This is a genomic window from Microcoleus sp. AT8-A3, from assembly GCF_036705675.1.
Classification (GTDB): domain Bacteria; phylum Cyanobacteriota; class Cyanobacteriia; order Cyanobacteriales; family Microcoleaceae; genus Microcoleus.
Genome location: NZ_JAUBVD010000071.1, coordinates 13,017 through 30,244, shown reverse-complemented (window position 1 = coordinate 30,244; position 17,228 = coordinate 13,017). Strand labels below are relative to the sequence as shown.

The following is a 17,228-nucleotide window of genomic DNA, read 5'->3' as shown; positions in this document are numbered from 1 at the left end:
TTCAGATTGCACTCACTTTTTTCGCTTCTGTGATTTATTGCGTAAGCGTTGCTTGCCGAAGCCATCGCATCCCTCTTGAAAAACTGTCCGGAGTATTGTTGTAAGGGCTTACTACTTATTTAGTTGAAATAAGTTGCTTGAAAAACACTTTAGTTTGTCGCAAAATTCTCTCTTTTATAAGCAAATAAAAAGCCTAAATCTTGCCTGGTTTTCGAGTAGAAAATTGGTAAGTTTTTCTCCATGTTTCTACAAAGAAAGAGGAGGCCGTGTCAGGCGATCGCCTGACCGGAGTATTTTTGCTTAAAGACTATCCAATCGAACGCAAGGTATGAATATTCTCAACATTGCTTCATGCTCTGTGACAGTTGAGGGTGCAGGATGTGGGCTATAAATTTTTAATCCCATTCCGCACTCCCGGACTTTTTCTGTAGCGATCGCCGCTATTGCTCAGCCTTTTATGCTCTGAGCAATGTACCTCCTTACTCTATCCGACCTCAATCAAACTATTCATACTAGCCCACTACAAGAGCCACCTCTTGTTCCTTCCTATCTGCAAGAACGCTTGCAACTGCTTGTCAAGCAAATTTTAATGGGATTACCTGTCGAGCCAATACTCAACAGTCAGCCCCAGTTCCAGCAGTGGGTTTTCCAGCTCCAAGAACTATCGCCATCACTGTTTTTACCGCAGCGAAAACTGTTTGTTGACATTCCACTTCAAACAAAACTAGACCGAACAAAAAGGGGAGTGACAGAAGAAAATTCTTCTCCTTCTCCTCCATTTAAAGTGATACAAGTCCGTACAAATGTGGGTTTAGTCAAAGGGACGCCCAAACTATTTGAGTGGGCGATTCGCCATCCTGTACTGACTTGGCAAGACCGAGTTAAGTTATGGGTAGCTGCCGAATTCTTCGAGATCGAGCCTCACAAGCTACAACTGATTATTTTGGCACTGCACCCGACTCAACCTGCAGAAAAAGTTCTGTTTGCCTGGGACAGCAAGCAACACCGACACACTCAAAATTGGCTTTTGACTACCATTGAACGAGAGAGAAAACAAACAGTTATCAAGCTCAATGGTCATCTAACACCTCAACCGAAGGAAGTAGCAACAGCTATCAATTTGGATGAAGTCAATTTGGATGAAATCAATTTGGATGAAGTCAACGAAGTGTCGATATAATCTGTTCAGACTGTGTATAGCTCTTCTGGATTTGTGGTGGGAACGGTAGTGTGAGCCTCTCGCGCGGGCTTTTCGGGCCGTATCACTAGAATTTTTCTGATCACCTAAAACTCGGGAGAATCGACTTTATTACCATCCTCCTATCGAGAGACATCCACCTTCCGACGAAATTGCCCAAAAATCAATACTTTTCTTCTCTCCATAGGAGGATGACACTCTTTAATATGAGGAAAAACAATAGACTATGGATAAAATGTAGTAGGAATCTTAGCCGTGACTGCAACTACCGCCACCCAACCAAAAACAACCCAACTAAAAACCATCCTGATAGTTGAAGATGACCCGATGATGCAGCTCGGTCTACAGCATATCCTCAATAACCAACCCCATTTAACAGTTGTCGCACAAGCTGTTAACGGCAACGAAGCCGTCAGTGCTGCACTGCAACACCAACCAGACATCGTGCTGATGGACATTGACTTACCCGGAATCGACGGTATTGCAGCCGCGCAGCAAATCAGAGCCGCACTGCCGCATACTCGCATCCTGATGCTCACCCACCACAGCAATCCAACTCAGGTAATGGCGGCTTTGTCAAGCGGCGCTCACGGCTACTGCGTTAAAGGCACTAACGCAGAACAACTTCTAGCAGCGATTACGACTGTGCAAGAAGGTGGCAGTTACCTAGACCCTAAGATTGCCGACTGCGTGCTGCAAAATCTCAAAACGCCACTGCCCGAAAGCTATGCGAATGACGACATCAAGCTGACAGAACGGGAAATGCAGGTTTTGCAGCAGCTAGTTGAGGGTAAAAGCAATAAACAAATCGCCGCTCAACTAGGAATGAGCGTCCACACCGCCAAAGGTCATGTAGAGATGATTATAGCTAAATTTGAAGCGAGCGATCGCACCCAGGCTGCCGTTAAAGCACTGCGTTTGGGGCTGGTTTAGCCGTTGGAATGCAGCTTCTAATTGTTCTAAAAAAAGTGGTTTTTGAGGCGTAGCTATCGCGTAGCAAATTATGGCATCTTGTCAATCTTCAAACTTTGGCAATGTCAACCAAAACCTCGCTCCTTTTCCCAATTCGCTATCAACGCCAATCTCTCCGCCGTGAGCCTCAACAATTTGTTTGCAAATGAAAAGTCCCAATCCCAATCCTTGCCTTAAACTAACTCCAACTCCCCTCGTATAAGGCTCGAATAATCTTGCACATTGCTGAGGAGAAATTCCTGCCCCATTGTCTGCAACCGTACAGCAAACCATCTCGCCTTCCTTTTTAGCTTCTACAGTCAAAATAAACCCAGACTGATTGTATTTAACAGCATTGTCGATCAGATTGCCAAACACCCGCCAGAGCTGCTGACCATCAGCATTGACTAAAGGCAAATCTGCTGCAAAAAGCTGCTTAACCTTGACTCGATGCTGGTTGAGAATTGGTAATCTTTCAATAAGAATATTTTGGACTAAAGTGGGCAGCGACAGCGGCTTCATGGCTAAAGAAGCACTTTTCACATCAAACTGTTGTGTTGCTGTTAGTGACTCAATCAACTGGAGTTGGCGCGAACAGCTTTGCACCATAACCTCCACAGTCCGCCTATCAATAACAATGTTGCTGCCAGCATCATTGAGGCGACTTCGCAGCAGCAGCGACATTCCTGATAGAGGCGATCGCAAATCGTGCGAAACAGCGTGCAACAGCATTCTTAAATTGGCTTCTGCTTGCTGTCTTTCTTGAATTTCCTGGCTGAGCTGAACATTTTGTGTAGCCAATTGCACGTTAGCGCAGCGAAGTTGTTGCTGCAAGCGCTGCATTTTAAGTTGGGCAGATACCCGCGCTAACACTTCAACAGGCTCAAAAGGTTTTATAATGTAGTCAGCACCGCCCGCCTCAAACCCTTTTACTTTGTCAAATACGTCATCTAAAGCGCTGATGAAAATTATAGGGATATCACAAGTAGCTTCAGATGCTTTAAGTTGACGGCAGACTTCATAACCATCCATACCGGGCATTTTTATGTCTAGCAAAATCAAGTCGGGCGCTTGCAACTCTACTGCTTTTAAAGCTCGCTGTCCACTAATCAACTTCCTGACTTTGTAACCGTTTTCAATTAGCAATTGAGAAAGTAGTTGAATGTTAGCGGGAATATCGTCAACAATCAAAATGTCAGCCAAAAATTGTTTAGTTTGCTCCATCATCTATCGCCACCAAAGGACAGAGTTTTGAGTTTTTTCCGAATATTGCCAACCGCTATTTTCCCAGCCGCGCTGTTCGCACCAGCAGCATTAACAGGCGACTCAACATCAGCCACAGTCACGGGTTCTTCTGGATCGTTCGGATGTGGCAGCAATTGGTAAGCGAATCGAATCCGCTGATCCAGCTCTTCATCTATATTGAGCAGTTTACCCGTCTGCTGCTCTACTGACAAAGCTTTCGCCCGCCTTTCAAGCTGCGGTCTGATGCTGCTGTCCCACAGTTGTTCAGACTCTTTAGCTCGCTTTATGTCGCCGGGCCGCACCGGAATCTTGAGAGGGTAGGGAAATAAAGCTTCCGTCCCCGTTGCGTAGGCCGGTGAAGTGATGACGCACTTGCCTTGAGGAAACCTCAGAATTTCGTCAGGACTAATCAGCGGTTTCTTTTGCAACTGTTCGCCCCAGTTGACAGAACGGCTCGTTTGCTGTCCCGTCGAGCTGCCGGTCGATCGATTTTTTACCAGCACTTCCACTTCCCCGTACCGCTTAGAATATTTCTCGGCTGTCTCAAAATCGCCGGGGTTGAAGAGGACATGAGTTGACAGAGCACTGGCGATCGCAGCTCCTTTTTTATCCCCATATAAATTATAGAGTTGATTGAGCGATTGAATCCCAACAATCGGCACGCCACCAGCAGAACGATATTCGTTAGCCCACTGATCCATTCTGTCGAACTTGAGAGACGGAAACTCGTCTAAGCAGTACAAAAATGGGTCAGAACGTACCCGACTCAAATTAGACACCACACATAAATGAATAGCAGCAGCTAACAGCGGCCCCACTACAGTGCGCCTTTGGTCATCTAATTTGAAAATAATGCACTTTTTGCCTTCTAAAGCAATCGGAATTGTGCTGCGACCAATAAATGCCCGCAGCAAATCTTTTTGAATGAAACTGGAGTAGGTTGCCTCTGCGGTTGCCTTGATGCCCGCCACAGTTTTTTCAGCATCTTTTGAACTTAATAACTGCGAAAAACTAGAGGCAATCCACCTGTCCATTTTGAGGGGATGACCGTCGGGTCGGTGAACGGCGTGGTCGATGCGCTTGACCAAATCTGGCAGTTGAATAATTGCGTACACAAAAGCTAAATCCGGGTAAGGACTGCTTTTTGCTAACTGCACTAAACCCTTCGCCATCAACTCGCCTGCTTTCTCAAAAAACTCATTGCCTTTACTCTCCCCCGGACTAGCATTTCGAGCAATAACTTGTCCAATTTCTGCTGCCATTACTGCATCTTGTGCATCTCTCATAAAATCCAGAGGATTGATAGTGTCGCTGTAAGCTTCCCCTGGTGCAAACACTTGCACATCGTAGCCATAGCGCACTGCAAGGGGTGCAAGCACTTTCATCTGGTCTCCTTTTTTGTCGTAAATAATTGCAGGAAAACCTTGCTGGAATGCACTTTCAACCATCCGGTCAATGACGCTGAATGTTTTGCCAGAACCCGGAGCACCAATGACTAAAGTTCCGCGTTCTGCGTGGGGAAACCAAACCGTCGGATTTGCACCTAATAGCGTTTGCAATCGAGCACTCAATCCCTGACAACCTTTAAACCAATAACTCGGCGTACCGCTCCACAAAGTAACGGGCTGCCGTTTTTTTTCTTTCATTTGCTTAAGGGCAGAGCCTGTGGCTGCCAATTTTTCTGCCGTCCCGCACAGCCGCCCGGAGGTAATTTTACCCTTCCCGTTTCCAACTAATTTGGAAGCAATAAGTAAGCCTGCCATTAGCCCTAACATTGCCAGTCCCTCTGGCTTCATAAACTGACCCAATAACCCGCCAAAATCGATGCTAGTTAACGAACGTTTAGGAGGTTGAACTGCCATTGGTATCAAGGTAGCTTTGTTAATTTTAGGCAGAAATTGCAAATTGTTCATTTTTTTTAGATATATAAAAACCTAAATGTTTCCGATAGCGGCTATCGCCTCAAGGGGGAGATCATGACAAAAATAGGTAAACAATGGTAAGAAGCAATAACGCGAAATCTCCAAGTAAGACAGTACAGAATTCTAGTGGAAAGTCCAACACGCAAAAGAACAAGAGTGCTGATTATTACGAGATAGATCCGGAGCTATTCAACAGTGATTACAACCAAACTCGCAAGCCCTCTTTGCCCTATGGAATCGTGATTAACGATAACCCAGCAGGTATTTTGCTCCCGAACGACCAGCTTGTCAAAGCGGAATGGCACGTAATGCCTAATGTTGAGGAATTGACAACGGTCGAACTAAGCGAAGAAGTGACAGGCTTACTGCTCCCAAAAGCGAGAATGCTGGTATTAGCTTTTGTGCCTGAGTACATCCGCTACAAAGATATTGAAGAAAATGGAGAATTAGCAGGTACTTTTATTGGGCTTTACGACGAATATCGCGATTCCCTCGATAAAAAGACGCAGGAAGTGTGTTCCGAACACGCTCTCATCTTTCTAAATCCCAAAAACCAACCCCTGCATCAGATACCGATTGTCGTCCGCTTCAAGAATGTAGCCCTCTGGAGCTTTAAGAGCGCTAGAGAAGAATTTTACCGCAATTTGGAACGGGCATTTGCTGATTGCTTTGGGAGAGATTACAGCGGTAAAAATGACAAGTGGCGCTCTTTGGGAGTGTTGAATGTCGAGTTTAGAGCTCTTAAAGAAGGGGAAGGCAAAAATAAATCGTTTTGCTGCAAAACTCACAGCATTACTCAGCCAACTGATGCTAATTTTCACAAGCTATTTCTCGGTCAAAAACCACAAAAGAAATTGATTTGGGGACTGCACAATAACATTGCTGGTTTCATTGAGGCTAGCGATGCCGGGTTGCCAGCTATAGCTGCTGGTGCGGAACCTGAAGTCCAGGCCTTGCCAGAAAGCGTAACTAACCGCAAAAATCGAGGTAAATTGTCACCCCCTCGCAAAATTGCACAAGTTGAAGGAGGAACAGACTCAGAATTAGAGGAACTAGATGAATTTTCCGAGGCTGCTGAGGTTGAAGTTGAGGTTGATTCAGCAGAAGATTTTGACTTCGATGAACCCGCAGACTACTAAACACTAACTACTGAAAAGCTGGCTGTCAGCAAGTTGATAGGTAAGGCCGTCGTAGCAAAATTGAAGCTGGCGGCGGCCTTCTTTGGAAAGCTGATTCACTCCTAGACAAGGCAAACCCTCGTGCGAGGAACTGTCAGCCTTAAACAAAGGAGTTTTCGGCGGTTTATGGGGGTCGAGATAAGCTGCAAATACTTCTGTTGGCATTTGACTTGAATCATTAGGAATTAAGTAGCCAACATAAAGGCAGCCTTTTGTACCGCACAGAGCGGAATTATTGAAATCATAAAGGTTCAGCCGTCCTACCGAGCCATTAACTTGCCACACTCGCATTCTCTTAATCGCTTCTGCCGCTGCACTTTGCCCAGCCGCTACTTTGAGTTCTGGAAGGCTGCTGTGTTCCTTTACAATTAGGGTTAAAGTTTCTTTTGGAGTGACTCGCAAAGCTTGTTGCCAAGAAGCGGGTGCAGTTGTTGCTGAACTAGAATTCGTGCAAGCAACTGTCCCCAATAATAGCGACAGGGCGGTAAAAACTGTCAAACCAATGCGAAACCAGTAACCAATTTGATTTAACCAAACCGGGGGGTTGACAATCTTTTGGGTGCCTGCTGTTTGTTGTTTAACTCTCTTTTGTTTAACCATTTGTTAGTCCCACCCTACAAAATACAAGAAAAAACAGGACACTAAAGCAGAAGAAAAAGACAATAAAAGAGAGATTGTTTTGCTGAGCTAAGCTGTTGTATGTCTAAATTTTACAGTCAATTTTTATGACTGACTTCGGGGAATACAAAACGACTCTACAATTTATATCCTGAACAGCTTAGAAGTCATATCTAATCAGTTGACATCGGAATTATTATCTCTCTCTTCTCTTTTTCTGTGTCCTCTGTGCCCTCTGTGGTTTAATCATTTCGATACAACCGAAATTGATATTAATGCCATAAAATCAATGGCTTCAACAATTAAAAACGTCCTGGTGGTACAATAGTCCGGACAGTTTTTATATGGCCCAATGGCTTAGGCTCTAAGACTTTGAGCCACTGTGGATAATTAAATCAATGTCAGCTCCACCCCTGACTTACATTTAATTCGACTTTCTTATGCTCCTTGCCCTGTAAAGCTTGTAGTATCGTTCCAAAAACTGTCCGGAGTATTGGTGGTAGAGAAAGTTGTTAGACTTGTTAATAACTTGCTTTTCCACCTCCTCTTTCCCCTGGTTCAATGGGAGAGCGCAGCCGTGCCAAGAGTAACTGCTACCCCCAAACCGATTAGTATTAGAAAACTTTGCTGCTTTCGCTTATGAAAAAGTCGAATTAAAAACCACATTCCCACCGAAAAAGAGCTGATGAACAGCGCCAGCTTGATACTCCAAGTAGCATTTAAAGTAATGCCGGAGCCGACCGAGTTGCTGATGCCATTGCTGTCACCAGAATTAGCTTGGCAATTGTCGCTGGTATTGTGGTTATAAAGCTCTCGAACTTTTTCCCCGTACTGTTTCAGAGAGTAGCCACCTAAAATGTTGGAATAGCTGGCATCAATTTTACTGCCAGAACCCCCAAAGTGTTTCTGTGCTACTCGCTCAATTAAGCGATCGCCCTTGAACACCTGCCCAGTTTTAGGGTCAATTTCCTGTTGGCTGCGGACTAAGTTCTCAGCTAGAGAATTTTGCAAGACTTTATCCTGAACAGCAGGAGGAAAATATTGGAAGAGTTCCTCTCTTGTAGGTTTTTGGCCTTTGTTGACGTTTAGGATAAAGTTAGGCCCCCCTGGAATTGAGCTGACAGCACGCTGCACGTCTTCCCGGTAACTCATCAACTGATAGCGACCGATCGCCCGCCCGCAGTTGCGAGATCCTTCGGTACAAACCATCTCGCCAATAGCTTCGTAATCGCCACTGGCTGCATTTTCTAAATTGGCGATTCCTTCGGAAAGCTTCGCTAACGCCTCCCCTAATGAAGCTACATCCACACCGTTTACGTAAGTTGCGGGGCGCGCGCACTCTCGCTTGGATTCAGGTAGAGGCTGAGTTGGTAAAGGGTTTTCTTTAGTTTGATTTGAACTCAGTGGCTTTGAAGGTTTTGTTTCAGATGCGACGCCTTTTGAACGCGAAATACTGTTAGAAGAACCGCCCTCCAATCGACCGACAAACATAGGCGAATTAACGCTGTAACTGAGAAACGGAACCGGGCCAATAATGTAAGGCGATTTGCCACAGGGCAAACTAAACCTGAAGTAGAGAGCCGTGTCAACAGTATCGCTGGTTTCTGACGGTTCCATTACCACTACTTTAAACACTTCCCCAAAAGGATGCCGGCCCGTCGGTTCCCAACCGGTCAAACAGCCAGAACCACCTCGCACTTCCTGGTATTTGCCGCTAATCCACTGCTTGCCTTCTAGCGGCCCTGTGGCGCGGCGACCGGCGTTTTCCATGTCGTCGAGTTCGATATAAGCGCAATCTTTCTCGCACGCTACCGCAAATCCTTCTACATCTGAACCGGAAATTGTATTAGAGCGTTTGCTTTCGTACCGACTGTAAATCATGTCAATTCGCATGATTGTGCTGCCAATAGACGCAATAGGAACAGGAAAATTAGAAAGGGGGACTTGACTCAGGAGTGGAATATTGCTGATGAGTTCCTCTGACCAGCCAGAGAACTGTTCTAAATTTACGCTATTAAGATTGGGAATTTGGGCTAGCGCAAACTCAGATAGGTCAATTTGGTTAAGTTTTGCCTGCGCTAGTTGCGGTACTTGTTTTACAGCTTGACCAATTGGTAATTGGTTGATGTTAGAGTTCACTCCGGCTATTTGAGAAGATAAAGAAGCAATTGGAGGAACATCGCTCAATTGAAATTGGCTAAGATTCGGAACAATTTCAGCCAAGTGACCGACAGTTTGCTTACCAGCTAAGGGAAATGCTGACAAGCTGATATTCTCTAAATTGATATCCCCTAGTGCCAATTGTTCAATTGCTTGCAAAGACAGAATTTCAGGTTTTACATCGTTAATGTCCCCCAGCTTCAAGATGTTGTCAACAGAAGTGCCGGCTTGCCAGCTTCGACCGCCAGAACTTCCAGAACTAGCAACCGCAGGCAGGGAACTAAAGGTAATCTGGCTCCAATCTGGCAGCAAAACTCTAGATTGTTCTTTTTCCCAAATTTTAGTAGGTAAGGGACTGGCGCTAGCAATTAATGGAAAGCTTAAGAAAGTAATGCAGATGAAAGCAAAAATTAGGCAGAGTGTACTGGCAGCTATTAAGGCAGAGCCTATCTGGCTTGATTTTTTTAACGGCTTGGGACTGTTCATGGAAATCCTCTGGATGTTAACTAAAATTAGGTAAAAAAAACTGCTCTATTCTTTCTAATTTGGAAAAACTTTAAATGGTTTTTAAAACATTACGAAAAATAGAGCAGTATTGCAGAAATTACCCATCAGCTAAATCTCCCTCTCCCCCTCTCCCCTCTCTCCCTCTCTTCCTCTACCTCTCTCCCTCTCCATTTTAGGAATTACCCAAAAACCCGGTCTTCCTATGTAATTCCGTCATTTTAGGTTGAACATGAGAACGAGAAACTGGGTTTTTTAGGTTGATGCGTCCTGGACTGCATTTCTCCATCTTCGCTTTTTTCTTTAATCAAGCTCCAGCTCAAGCTGTGGATTCGGGCGGACTGCTGAATCTGTCCAAGGAGTATCTGCTAGGTTGGACAAGTCATACACATTTTCTTGGTAAGCGTTGTCAAAATTACCTTGACGAACTTCTTTAGATGACGAGTAACCGACAGTCAAATCCGGTGTCGATTCGTAACCAGAGTTGTTATAGCCGGAATTAGGTTCAATCGATGAATTATGCATGGTTTTTATGAGTTTATGTGGTGAACAATTCCAATTTAAATCGCATCTAGTTCCTGCAACTTCATTCCTATGAGCGATTTTGTTCAGTAAAAATTACCCCCTCCACATGGAGGGGGCAGCTCTATGAAAGTTACCTAACGGCCATTTGTGACAAGTTAAGAAAAAGTGCAAATTGTCAAGGGGGTAGACAAAAAAAGGTAAAATAGGATGAAACCTTTACCGGACAAGCAGTTGAGCCATAATTAAACCAGTTATGAATAGCAAAAAACGAATCAACCGAGATCATGCAAAGAAAAAAAATAGTCCCCAAGTAGAAAATGAAGCGATTGCGAATCACCTGGAAGATTTATTAATTCCAGCAATGGCTGCCCAAAAAACTTTTTATCGCCAACTAAATTTAAGAGATAGAATTCTAACACTACCATTAATGATGGCAGCAATCCGCCAGTTTATTATGGCGAAATGTAGCAGGAGTAACAGAATTAACTAGATTATTAAATAGAGAAGGATTTTTATGGTGTGAGCCGTCTGAAATTAGTCAACAAGCATTATCACAAAGATTTTTAACTTTTCCCGCAGTTTTATTTGAAAAAGTATTTAAAGAATTACTGCCTCATTTTCGTCGGGAATGGTTGACTAGAAAATCGAGACCATTACCAGATAGTGTACAATTTGCCTTAAAAAACTTTGAAAATATCTGGATAGCTGACGGCTCAACCTTAGAAGCATTATTTCGTAAACTCGAAAGTTTATCAGATGTTCCAATTGGTCAATTATCCGGGAAAATGGGAGTAATAATAGACCTAGTAACTCATCTTCCTTTATAAATTTGGTTTTGGACAAACCCGAAACAAGCAGATACTAATTGGGAGGAAGACTTACTAAAAACAGTTAAGCCAAAAACCTTGCTGTTATTAGATAGAGGCTTCTATCACTTCGCTTTTTGGTCAAAATTAATCGAGCAAGAAATTGGATTTATTACTCGGATTAAGAAAGGTGCATCTTATCAAGTCGAGCGGGTATTAACCAATACTTATGATGTCAAAGACCAGATAATTAGGATAGGTGCAGGGACAAAAAAAACACCAGCGTTGACTATAAGATTAGTACAAATTCGCTCGAAAAAATCCTGGCGTTCTTATCTAACAAGTGTCCAAGAACCCGAAATATTACCCCCCTATGTAGTAGCAGATTTATATCAAAGACGCTGGCGAATTGAAGAGGCATTTTGCCTAGTAAAAAGATTACTAAATCTCAGCTATTTATGGACAGGTTCGTTAAACGGAATCAAGCTACAAATCTGGGGTACTTGGCTATTTTATGCGATTTTAGTAGATTTAGGAGATGCGGTTGCAGATGAATTAGGAGTGCCAATTGAACGTGTTTCATTAGAAATGATTTATCGGGGGATGTATCATTTTTCTGTGGCCTATCAAAAAGGAATAGCTTCTGACCTAGTTAAGTATTTTGCCGACGATAAAAATCAAGATTTAGGGATTGTTAAGCGACGACGAAAACCTCATGTCAGGCTCATTATTTCTCCTTTCCCTGGAACTCAAAGAAGTCCAGAACAATTTTTTTTTAATAATAAAGGAACAAATGGAGTCATATTTTAATTGGAGCAACAGGTAAAAAATGAGTAAAATTACTCATTGACAATAGTGCTTTTAGCTTAACTTGTGAGTAATGCCTAACGGCTCTCAGCACTGGGCTATTCTACGAAGTCGAGAAAAATGTCTTTTAAGAAAGTGACAAAGTGCGATCGCGCACTAAATTCTCTGATTTGTCAGTAATCGCGGTGTAAGAAACCGAATTCTAACCCGAGAGCGCGTTTCATCTAATAAAATTAATGCCCCTGATTCAATCTCTGACTCAAATTTATGCAACACTTCCACAATTAAACTCTCTCTATTGGCAGGCAGTACGCCTTGAATACGCACTTGCATTACAAGGAGTTAGCCGCGACTGAAAATGTCTTCTATGTCCCGTGAACCATGCAGAACACGAATTACATCTATTCCATTTTCAATTTCCCGGTAGAACACCACATAGTTCCCAATCGGAAAGCTGTGCAACCCAGCTAACAGTTCCTCACGCCTTCTGCCCAATCCTGGATTACGTGCCAAGGTTTGCAGTTTTCCTTCAACGCGATCTAAAAACTCGTCAGCCCGATCTAAACTATCATCAGCGATGTAGTCCCAAATATCTAGCAAATCCAGTTCAGCACGCGGGCGTTTAACGATCGTGGCCATTACTGCGGTTTCCTCCGCCGACGCTGCCGCGCTTTTGCCTTGATTGCTGGCATATCCAAGGGAGTTGCCTCACCGCTGTCTAGCCCTAGCTGAATCTCCTGTCGCAATTCCTGCAAGCGAGTTTGCTGGAATTGTTCCCGTTCTTTCAACAGGCGCAACCCTTCACGGATCACCTCGCTGGCAGAATAATATAGTCCGCTTGAGACTTTCTCTTGGACATACTGCTCTAACTCCGGTGTCAAAGACACGTTCATGCCTGAGTCCTCCTGTAATTTGGGCTATTCCATTTTGGGTTTAATAACAGGGAATAGCAGTTGTTGTTATTATTGTAATAAAAAACTAGCTCTTGTGTACAAGCGAGCTGAGAAATTATTAAAGTCACTCTCGCGATCGGTCGAAATGAACCAATCATGCTCCAAGTGGGTTTCCAACTAATCCGAATCTAGAATGATTACCTACGAATCTACAATGATTACCTACAGTTGACCTGGAGAGAGCGATCGTACCCAACATTTTGAGCAAGTTCATTTTTTCAACCGCGCTCGCGCTCACATCGCTGAAAACTTTTGGCTATTATGCAATGAAACTGCTAACTGCACAAGACATACTCCAGCGTTACTCAGAATACCGGAAATATTCCGCATTTTTTAATTGTTCAATAACTCCAAGCAAATCACTTGGTTTGGTGCGAGAACACCTCCGACTTTTATTACTTGCAGCTCTCCGGTTTCGTGGGAATATTGTGCTTTAACTTGGGCAATTGCTGCATCTAAACTAGATGCCTGAGCAATATACACCTTCTCAAGAGCACTTAGTACCCAAATAGGTTTGGGCCACTTATGTCGAGGTTGGAGAATTGAATAGTGAATCACTTGACCAGTATACTGAACAATTTGCTCGATCGCAGTTTCCGAACAAAACTCCCCCAAGTCTGACTCAATACATTGTTTGAGTTCTTTCGCAGGAATTTGCTCACAAACTGATTCTAAGAGCATTAATGTCGGTCTTGTCTGCTCTAATTGAGTGTGTTCCTGCACGACTAATGACTCTACGAAACGACTCACCTGGTTAATGATTGAGTCAAAATCTAGCTCCATCAATAAATGACCTAAATACTCCCTTAACAAATTTCTTAGCTTTTCATCAGAGATATTGATACCGCAGGTTTTCAGATAAACTGAAGGTTTATTACCCAAATTCCGACCGCAGCCAACTTCTCCATTAGCTGCATCTTCTGCTTCTATCAGTTCCATCAAGTGCGGATAACTGGTTGTATCATCTATTGTGGATTGGGGCTGGGAGGGAATTGAGTTACTCATCTGTCTGTCCTTAATGTTTCAAAGTAATTAAGATTGTCGGGTTCTTCAGGATCTGGACCGCAGTCTAGCAACCCCACTTTCAACTTTCTGTGACATCTCTCCGACAGCCAAGGACGGAGCTTCTAAGAATCACTTCTTAGATTTCCTAGTTATTCCCTTACGGGGTTTCGACTTTGACCTAGATTGAGACATCTCAACCCCTGGCAAACCGTCTGCATAGGCGCTTTGGATTCCCGACTGTCCATCGGTACTAATCAGAGTTATTCCTCTATTTCTGATGACTTGACTGCTAGCCACATCTCGATCTGTTGTGTATCCACAACTAGGACAACAATGAACTCTAACACTCAAATCCTTTCTCACCTCCGCACCACACTCAGGACACTCCTGAGAAGTCCCCCTGGCGCTCACTTCACCAAAGAATTTGCCACGCTTCCAACACACGTATTTGGTGATAGTTCGGAACTGTCCAAATCCAGCATCAAGCATCTGTTTCCCGAACATCCCTTTGGCAATAATTCGGTAATCCAAGTCTTCCATGAAGACCATATCACCTGCCCAGCAAAGGGCATGAGCTTGTTTGAAGTGAAAATCTTTACGGGTATTATCAATTGCGTGGTGAATTCTAGCAACTTTAATGCGCTGTTTCTCGTAATTTTTAGACTGCTTCTTTTTCCGAGTAAGTCTGCGTTGCAGCAATTTCAGCTTGCGGAGCATAACTTTCAAGAACTTGGGCGGTTTTACGATCACCCCGTCACTGGTTGCTAAAAACTTTTCAAGCCCAACATCTACTCCAATCGGATGACCGTGTGGCATTGGATTGGGAACACTGACATCACATTGGATGTTGATAGAAGCGTACCAAATATCCGCTTTATTAATTATTCGGACTTGCTTTACTACAAACCCCTGTGGGATTGGGCGATGCAGGTTAATTGGAATCAACCCCAATTTTGGTAAGGCAATATGTACTCCAGTCACAGGATTCTGCTTGAACTGGGGAAACAACAAAGATTTGAATTGCCCAAACTTCTTGAATCGAGGGAAGCCATGCCCAATTTTTTGAAATCCCTCCCATGCTCGGTGTAATTGCTTGAGCGCTTGCTGCAACACTTGGCTTGGTACTTCACCCAATCGGGGAAATACTTTTTTGGCACTTGGCAGAGCATTAAGCTGTTTTACTTCGTTAGGGAAGGTTAACTCAGCAGGCATGATGTATTCATGACTGATGGAGCATCTGTCAACCTGGCATTTCCGGCTATTGCACCAGTCCTTAATTTCCCGCAGCCCATAGTTATAGGCAACACGACAAATATCCATCCACTCTTTCAGCGCTTGCTTTTGATTGATATTCGGATAGATTCGATAGCTGTAATTCATGGTTAACATTCCACTATTTTAACATATATCGATATTCTTTCACTATTTTTATGAACGGAACTAATTATGAAACCTAATCCGCTAAACAAACAGAAAATATCAACCGCTATGCCAACTTTTTTAACCTCCGATAAACTTAACATAGCTCAGTTGAATGTTACACTTAAAACTCCTTACCAACTAATCGATACTGCTTTCAATCTTGAAACAGCCCTTCAACCATTCCAACAAGCAAAAATCATCGGTATAGACTGCGAAACAACAGGGCTTGACCCCTACCAAGCCAAAATTAGATTGTTACAACTTGCCATTCCTGACCATCCAGTAATCATTGTAGATTTATGGGCAATTGAACCGAGTTCCCTCGAACCATTACGCTTGCTCTTAGCGAGTCCTGCACTGAAGGTAGGTCACAACCTCAAATTTGAATGGCAAATGCTCGCTTTTGCCGGACTGGAACCATCCAAACCCTTTTTCGATACCTATTTGGCTTACCGAGTGCTGACGGCTGGACTAAAACGCCATTTGTCCCTAGAGGCTGTCACTGAGAATTTGTTGAAAGTAAAGCTAGACAAAACGCAGCAAGTTAGCGATTGGTCGGGAAACTTAACACTCGCTCAACTGCAATATGCTGCTACCGATGCTGCAATCTTACTCCCGCTGGCTGCTGCTCTGCAACAAAAACTGAAAGCTTCTAAGCTTTGCAAAACTGCTTTACTAGAGTTTGCCTGTCTGCCTGCGGTGGCTTCTATGGAACTCAACGGAATGCTTTTAGATAGAGAACAGTGGAGAGTTTTGGGAGTGAAGCTCTGTCATCAACGCGACTCTCTTTTAAAACAAATTAATTCGCAACTCCATCGACCTAACCCTCACCAACAAATCTCTCTGCTGCCGGAATTTACGGATACAATTAATCCTCGCTCTCCCAAGCAAGTTCTAGCGGCTTTGCAACAGAAAGGCATTCCTGTTACTTCCACTAACTCTCAATATTTAATTCCTTTGCAAGGCGAGTATCCTGTGATTCAAACACTGTTAGAGTACCGCAGCTTATCTACTCGTATCGACACTTTTACTCTGGGTTTGCCAGAACACATTCACCCGATTACAGGGCGCATCCATCCCAATTGGTTTCAGATTGGTGCTAGATCAGGACGGTTTAGTTGTCGAGAACCAAATTTAACGAATATCCCCAGAGATAAGGAAACCCGACAGTGTTTTAAAGCTGCACCCGGTTACGTCCTGCTCAAAGCCGATTACAGCCAGATTGAACTGCGGATCATGGCGAAGGTTTCGGGCGATCGCACGATGGTCAAAGCTTACTCCAAAGGGGAAGATTTGCACTCTCTCACAGCTTCCTTGGTGCTAGCAAAACCTTTATCTAAAATTACTGTCGAAGACAGACAGCTCGGCAAAATTATTAACTTCGGTTTAATTTATGGCATGGGAGTTACGAAATTTAAGAATATGGCTCAAGCAGAGCATGGAGTCACTTTAACGCTGCAACAAGCTTCACACTTTCGTAAGAAGTTCTTTGAATTTTATACAGGTATCAAACAATTTCACGGCAAAGTTCGGAGCGCCTGGAGCCGAGATATTCGAGAGAGTCGCACAGTCTTAGGCAGAAGGAGATTATGGTCAAAAGATACTAAACCGTTGCTTAATGAGATGCTAAATAACCCAATTCAAGGAATGAGCGCTGACATTACTAAACTCGCTCTTGCTCTCATTTTTTCACCTCTAAGCTGCACGGATGCTAAACTGATTTGTGTGGTTCACGATGAAATTTTAATAGAGTCTCCTATCGAAGAAGTAAAGCCCGTTAAAGCAATGCTTAAAAAATGTATGGTGAGAGCCGGGAATAAATTTCTCTCTCCGATTCCTTGCGAGGTAGAAATTAAGGTGACGGAAAGTTGGGGAGGATAAACCCGCCCGACCGCACAAAAAATCCCCTGATTGACATTGCTGCAAGATATCAG

General features: G+C 43.6%; 13 protein-coding genes and 1 pseudogene. 5 read left to right on the top strand and 9 right to left on the bottom strand.

Annotation, left to right across the window (positions count from 1 at the left end; translation table 11 throughout):
* The first annotated feature begins 469 nt into the window (after positions 1–469).
* Positions 470–1,180: a hypothetical protein gene (locus QUB51_RS26725; protein WP_333263965.1), complete on the top strand. Its 711-nt coding sequence runs from the start codon at positions 470–472 to the stop codon at positions 1,178–1,180.
* 273 nt (positions 1,181–1,453) lie between these two features.
* Entirely contained in the window at positions 1,454–2,131 is a 678-nt protein-coding gene (locus QUB51_RS26720) for a response regulator transcription factor (RefSeq protein ID WP_333263968.1), read from the top strand.
* A gap of 81 nt (positions 2,132–2,212) precedes the next feature.
* Here the strand turns inward: QUB51_RS26720 and QUB51_RS26715 are convergent, their stop codons facing one another.
* The gene (locus QUB51_RS26715) at positions 2,213–3,376 is read right to left on the bottom strand and encodes a hybrid sensor histidine kinase/response regulator (protein ID WP_333263971.1); all 1,164 of its coding nucleotides are present in this window, start codon (positions 3,374–3,376) and stop codon (positions 2,213–2,215) included.
* A complete protein-coding gene (locus tag QUB51_RS26710; RefSeq protein WP_333263974.1) occupies positions 3,373–5,307 on the bottom strand; it encodes a type IV secretion system DNA-binding domain-containing protein in 1,935 nt (644 codons plus the stop codon). Before QUB51_RS26710 ends, QUB51_RS26715 begins: the two co-directional genes overlap by 4 nt.
* Positions 5,308–5,390: 83 nt before the next feature.
* Here QUB51_RS26710 and QUB51_RS26705 point away from each other — a divergent pair, with 83 nt between their 5' ends.
* Positions 5,391–6,455 (top strand): DUF5895 domain-containing protein, encoded by a 1,065-nt coding sequence (locus QUB51_RS26705; RefSeq protein ID WP_333263978.1) that lies wholly within the window; start codon positions 5,391–5,393, stop codon positions 6,453–6,455.
* Between the two features lie 3 nt (positions 6,456–6,458).
* Here the strand turns inward: QUB51_RS26705 and QUB51_RS26700 are convergent, their stop codons facing one another.
* The 3 genes from QUB51_RS26700 to QUB51_RS26690 all read right to left on the bottom strand — a co-directional run bounded on the left by QUB51_RS26700 (position 6,459) and on the right by QUB51_RS26690 (position 10,301).
* A complete protein-coding gene (locus QUB51_RS26700; protein ID WP_333263981.1) occupies positions 6,459–7,094 on the bottom strand; it encodes a hypothetical protein in 636 nt (211 codons plus the stop codon).
* 576 nt (positions 7,095–7,670) lie between these two features.
* Complete coding sequence (locus QUB51_RS26695; protein WP_333263983.1) at positions 7,671–9,758, bottom strand: hypothetical protein; 2,088 nt, start codon at positions 9,756–9,758, stop codon at positions 7,671–7,673.
* Between the two features lie 321 nt (positions 9,759–10,079).
* Positions 10,080–10,301 (bottom strand): hypothetical protein, encoded by a 222-nt coding sequence (locus tag QUB51_RS26690; protein WP_333263986.1) that lies wholly within the window; start codon positions 10,299–10,301, stop codon positions 10,080–10,082.
* Positions 10,302–10,554: 253 nt separating this feature from the next.
* On the opposite strand from QUB51_RS26690, the pseudogene QUB51_RS26685 reads away from it, so the two are divergent.
* Positions 10,555–11,917: pseudogene (locus QUB51_RS26685) on the top strand (IS4 family transposase).
* Between the two features lie 339 nt (positions 11,918–12,256).
* Here QUB51_RS26685 and QUB51_RS26680 read toward each other — a convergent pair.
* The 4 genes from QUB51_RS26680 to QUB51_RS26665 all read right to left on the bottom strand — a co-directional run bounded on the left by QUB51_RS26680 (position 12,257) and on the right by QUB51_RS26665 (position 15,252).
* Positions 12,257–12,553 (bottom strand): type II toxin-antitoxin system RelE/ParE family toxin, encoded by a 297-nt coding sequence (locus QUB51_RS26680; RefSeq protein ID WP_333058482.1) that lies wholly within the window; start codon positions 12,551–12,553, stop codon positions 12,257–12,259.
* Complete coding sequence (locus QUB51_RS26675; RefSeq protein ID WP_333058483.1) at positions 12,553–12,807, bottom strand: type II toxin-antitoxin system ParD family antitoxin; 255 nt, start codon at positions 12,805–12,807, stop codon at positions 12,553–12,555. Before QUB51_RS26675 ends, QUB51_RS26680 begins: the two co-directional genes overlap by 1 nt.
* A gap of 393 nt (positions 12,808–13,200) precedes the next feature.
* Positions 13,201–13,872: a hypothetical protein gene (locus QUB51_RS26670; RefSeq protein ID WP_333058484.1), complete on the bottom strand. Its 672-nt coding sequence runs from the start codon at positions 13,870–13,872 to the stop codon at positions 13,201–13,203.
* Positions 13,873–14,001: 129 nt separating this feature from the next.
* Complete coding sequence (locus QUB51_RS26665; RefSeq protein ID WP_333103611.1) at positions 14,002–15,252, bottom strand: transposase; 1,251 nt, start codon at positions 15,250–15,252, stop codon at positions 14,002–14,004.
* 108 nt (positions 15,253–15,360) lie between these two features.
* Here QUB51_RS26665 and QUB51_RS26660 point away from each other — a divergent pair, with 108 nt between their 5' ends.
* Complete coding sequence (locus QUB51_RS26660; protein WP_333263990.1) at positions 15,361–17,175, top strand: bifunctional 3'-5' exonuclease/DNA polymerase; 1,815 nt, start codon at positions 15,361–15,363, stop codon at positions 17,173–17,175.
* Positions 17,176–17,228: the final 53 nt, after the last annotated feature.

What these genes read in the sequence shown, in the direction of transcription:
- QUB51_RS26725 (WP_333263965.1), top strand. Translation starts at nt 470, where the DNA reads ATGTACCTCCTTACTCTATCCGACCTCAATCAAACTATTCATACTAGC.
- QUB51_RS26715 (WP_333263971.1), bottom strand. Translation starts at nt 3,376, where the DNA reads ATGATGGAGCAAACTAAACAATTTTTGGCTGACATTTTGATTGTTGAC.
- QUB51_RS26710 (WP_333263974.1), bottom strand. Translation starts at nt 5,307, where the DNA reads ATGAACAATTTGCAATTTCTGCCTAAAATTAACAAAGCTACCTTGATA.
- QUB51_RS26705 (WP_333263978.1), top strand. Translation starts at nt 5,391, where the DNA reads ATGGTAAGAAGCAATAACGCGAAATCTCCAAGTAAGACAGTACAGAAT.
- QUB51_RS26700 (WP_333263981.1), bottom strand. Translation starts at nt 7,094, where the DNA reads ATGGTTAAACAAAAGAGAGTTAAACAACAAACAGCAGGCACCCAAAAG.
- QUB51_RS26695 (WP_333263983.1), bottom strand. Translation starts at nt 9,758, where the DNA reads ATGAACAGTCCCAAGCCGTTAAAAAAATCAAGCCAGATAGGCTCTGCC.
- QUB51_RS26690 (WP_333263986.1), bottom strand. Translation starts at nt 10,301, where the DNA reads ATGCATAATTCATCGATTGAACCTAATTCCGGCTATAACAACTCTGGT.
- QUB51_RS26680 (WP_333058482.1), bottom strand. Translation starts at nt 12,553, where the DNA reads ATGGCCACGATCGTTAAACGCCCGCGTGCTGAACTGGATTTGCTAGAT.
- QUB51_RS26675 (WP_333058483.1), bottom strand. Translation starts at nt 12,807, where the DNA reads ATGAACGTGTCTTTGACACCGGAGTTAGAGCAGTATGTCCAAGAGAAA.
- QUB51_RS26670 (WP_333058484.1), bottom strand. Translation starts at nt 13,872, where the DNA reads ATGAGTAACTCAATTCCCTCCCAGCCCCAATCCACAATAGATGATACA.
- QUB51_RS26665 (WP_333103611.1), bottom strand. Translation starts at nt 15,252, where the DNA reads ATGAATTACAGCTATCGAATCTATCCGAATATCAATCAAAAGCAAGCG.
- QUB51_RS26660 (WP_333263990.1), top strand. Translation starts at nt 15,361, where the DNA reads ATGCCAACTTTTTTAACCTCCGATAAACTTAACATAGCTCAGTTGAAT.